We start from the raw sequence: 3,452 nt of genomic DNA on the forward strand, positions 1-3,452 counted from the left end.
CCCCTCCGGCCCCCGGACCGCCCCGCCCGGGGACGTGCCCGCGCGGTCCCTCGCCCGGCGTGTGCGGTAGCGTGGTCGAACGGTGCTCTCCGCCTCGTCACCCGCGATCGGTTCCCTCACGATCGGTACGACGTCGCAGCGGCCCGGATCCCGTCGTGGCGCGCCCCGCGCGCCGGCGCGGGTCGTGCGGTGGTATCGCGCGGTCTCCACACCCCGGAGCACGCCGCCGCCGCGGACCCCGTGCCCGGCGGTGATGCGGCAGCCGCTCCGTCGCCCGGTGATGTCCGGCGGCCCGGCACCCGAGCACACGGCGTAGGAGAGAGTCGATCAAGTGAGAGTTGGCACGCGAAGCCGCACCCCCGACCGGCTGTGCGCAGAGGCCGTCGAACTCGCCCGCGAGGTCGCCGAGGAGGTCGCCGCCCCCCGGGGGGCCGGTCCCCACCTGGGGGTGGTTCAGGAGGGGGATCGGCTGGTCACCCACCGCTTCGAGTGTCTGGACCCCGGGTACCGCGGTTGGTACTGGGGGGTCACGGTCGCCCGCGCCTCGCGTGCCCGGTACGTGACGGTGGACGAGGTCGCGCTGATTCCCGGGCCGGACGCCCTGCTGGCGCCCGAGTGGGTCCCGTGGAGCGAGCGGCTGCGGGCGGGGGACCTGGGGCCCGGGGACCTGTTGCCGGTCGAGGCCGATGATCCACGGCTGGCGCCGGGCACCTCCGGCCTCGACGAGACCCTCGCGCCGCCGGTGCCCGGGGACGGCCCGGCCGGGGAGCCGGCGGACGCCGCCGCGCCCGGTGACGCCGACGCCGACACGGCACCGGGGTTTCCCGCCGCCGATGGGGCCCCCGGGGCGGAGGAAGCCGACGGTGGGGCCCCGCCGGTCGTCGATCCGCCGGAGCGGGCCAGGATCGAGGCCGTGGCCCGGGAGATCGGTCTCGGCCGCACGCGGGTCCTCTCCCGGCTCGGACTCGAGGAGGCCGCCGACCGTTGGCAGGAGGGCTTCGGCCCCGAGACGCCCATGGCACAGGCCGCCCCGGCCTCCTGCGCCGGCTGCGGCTTCCTGATCCCGATGGCCGGGGCCCTGCGGCAGGCGTTCGGGGTGTGCGCCAACGAGTACTCGCCCGCCGACGGCCGGGTGGTCTCCCTCGACTACGGCTGCGGCGCGCACTCCGAGGCCGCCCGGATGCCCGCCCCGATCACGCCGCCGCCGCCCGTCATCGACCACATGGGGGCCGACTCGCTGTAACCGGCGGGGCGCTCCGCACGGGGCGCTCCCCGACGGTCGACCGGCCACGCCCCCGGAACCGGCGTCCGACCCGGTGTCCGGGCGTCCCCGGGGTCCCGGGCGGCGGACGCCGGGGGCGGCGCACGTCGGGAGCCCGGCTCACCACAGCGAACGCACCAGCAGCACCAGTCCGGAGAGCGACACCAGCGCGAGCAGGGCGGTGCGGAGGCCCGCCGTGGCCATCCGCCGGCGCAGCGGTCGGGCGATCAGGAAGCCGGTGACGACGAACGGGACCAGTGCCAGCCCGGCCACCACCTGTTCGCCGGTCAGTTGACCGCCCAGCGCCAGCACGCCCAGCGACATCGCCGTGCCGCACAGGAAGAAGACCCCGAGGGTGCCCCGCACCCGGGGCGGCGGCTCGTGCTGGTAGAGCAGCGCCACCGGCGGGCCCCCGATGGAGGTCGCCGTGCCGGTCACCCCCGAGGCGATTCCCGCCGTCACCAGGCTCGTCGTGGTGATCCGCACCCGCACCGCCCATCCCGTGGCCACCACGGCCAGCAGCACCGTCAGCCCGACCAGGGCACCCAGCGTCTCCGGCGCCACCGCCGCCACCAGCCAGGTGCCCGCCACCGCGCCGGGGAGGCGGGCGGGCAGCACCCGGGCCAGGCCCCGCCAGTCGACGTGCCGCCATTCGGCACGGATGGTGAACATCGGCAGCAGCAGCGTGGCCATCAGCATGGTGCCGGGCAGCAGGGTGGGGTCCATCATCGCCACCACCGGGGCGGCGATCAGGCCCAGGCCCAGGCCGACGCCGCTCTGCACGACGGAGCCGATGATCACGGCGAGACCGACGACGAGCAGGAACGAGAGCGACGGCAGGGGGAGGGAGTCGGGCGCGGAAAGCGCTTGCCATGCGGGGTGGGTGGATGCGGGCACGTTGGTCGACGCTACGGGGGGCCGTGGTGTCGATCAACGCCCCGGCCGCTCCGTGACCGTCACATCGGCGCCCGGTCACCACCGGTACCCGACCCGGAAGCGGAACCCCCCGCCCGGGGCCGCCACTCCGGTTCACGCCCGCCGACGGTCCGGTCCGGTCCGGGCTTCCCCTGTCGCCAGGCGGTCATCAGGCGGCCCATGACGAGGAAGACACACGCGGCGACCGCCACGATGAGCATGATCGCGGCCGCCCCGCCGAGCGGGGTGAATCCTCCGCGCGCCGTCTCCACCCCCACCGCGGCGGAGGGGATCGCGGCGGCGATGCACGCGTTGATGACCGGTCGGCTGCGGGGAGCGGCCCCCGGGCCCCGCCCGCGGTGCTCGTTCCTCATCGCATGTGCCCCCTCGTGTCGTCGGATGCGCCCGGATGGCGTTCCCGGCGTCCTCGGCCGCCCCATAACGTGCCGCGTGCCGGCGCGGTGCCCCGGCGGTGGAGGGGAGTCGCGCCGTCCGGGCCCCGCGGCCCGGTCCGCCGGAACCCCCGTTTCGCCGGGCCCACCACGGGGGTCGCACCGGACGATGATCACTCCCCACCCCCGGCATGCCCGTCCCGGCTCCCGCGACCCGTCGTTTTCCGGCCCGTCCGGAGCGGGTTTCCGGCCGGTCCGGCGCGAGACGGGGGGAGCGTCCCGCGCCGGACCGCCGTCCCCGGGGGCACCGGTCCGGACCCCGGTCGGCCCGGCCCGGTACTGTCCCCCGCGTGAGCACCGATGCGAACGGCACACCCGTCCCCGCCACCGGCGGCGACACCCCGGGCACCCCGAACGTTCCCGACGTCTTCGACACCGCGCGGCTGCGGCAGGCCGTGCTGGACGCCTGGGCGGCGTCCCCCGCCCGGTTCCGCGAGGACGCCAACGCCGAGGAGGACCTGGCACGCGGCGGCTACCGTGACCGCCTGGTCATCGAGCTGGCGCAGAACGCCGCGGACGCCGCCGCCCGCGCCGGCGTTCCCGGCCGATTGCGCCTGACCCTCCGCGACGGCCTGCTGACCGCCGCCAACACCGGCGCGCCCCTCGACGCGGCCGGCGTGGAATCGCTCTCCACCCTCCGCGCCTCGGCGAAGCGGGACGAGCCCGCCGAGGGGCGGGTGGGACGTTTCGGCGTCGGTTTCTCCGCCGTCATCGCCGTCACCGACACCCCCGCGGTGCGCGGTCGGGCGGGCGGGGTCCGGTGGTCGTTGCCCGAGGCCGTCGCCCTGGCCGGGGATGTCGCCGACCGATCCGAGGGCCTGGCC

General features: G+C 76.9%; 4 protein-coding genes. 2 read left to right on the forward strand and 2 right to left on the reverse strand.

Features of this window, described 5'->3' with window-relative positions; all coding sequences use genetic code 11:
* Positions 1-331: 331 nt before the first annotated feature.
* Positions 332-1,243 (forward strand): DUF3027 domain-containing protein, encoded by a 912-nt coding sequence (locus tag FNQ90_RS16695; RefSeq protein ID WP_182607115.1) that lies wholly within the window; start codon positions 332-334, stop codon positions 1,241-1,243.
* A 138-nt stretch (positions 1,244-1,381) separates the two neighbouring features.
* Here the strand turns inward: FNQ90_RS16695 and FNQ90_RS16700 are convergent, their stop codons facing one another.
* Together FNQ90_RS16700 and FNQ90_RS16705 are read right to left on the reverse strand one after the other, a co-directional pair.
* The gene (locus FNQ90_RS16700; protein ID WP_323380012.1) at positions 1,382-2,158 is read right to left on the reverse strand and encodes a sulfite exporter TauE/SafE family protein; all 777 of its coding nucleotides are present in this window, start codon (positions 2,156-2,158) and stop codon (positions 1,382-1,384) included.
* Positions 2,159-2,217: 59 nt separating this feature from the next.
* Complete coding sequence (locus tag FNQ90_RS16705; protein WP_182607116.1) at positions 2,218-2,550, reverse strand: hypothetical protein; 333 nt, start codon at positions 2,548-2,550, stop codon at positions 2,218-2,220.
* 461 nt (positions 2,551-3,011) lie between these two features.
* Between FNQ90_RS16705 and FNQ90_RS16710 the strand changes: the two genes are divergently transcribed.
* On the forward strand, positions 3,012-3,452 hold a 441-nt coding region (locus FNQ90_RS16710), incomplete at its 3' end, for a sacsin N-terminal ATP-binding-like domain-containing protein (protein WP_407699380.1).

This window comes from Streptomyces alkaliphilus (assembly GCF_014141535.1).
GTDB classification, from domain to species: domain Bacteria; phylum Actinomycetota; class Actinomycetes; order Streptomycetales; family Streptomycetaceae; genus Streptomyces; species Streptomyces alkaliphilus.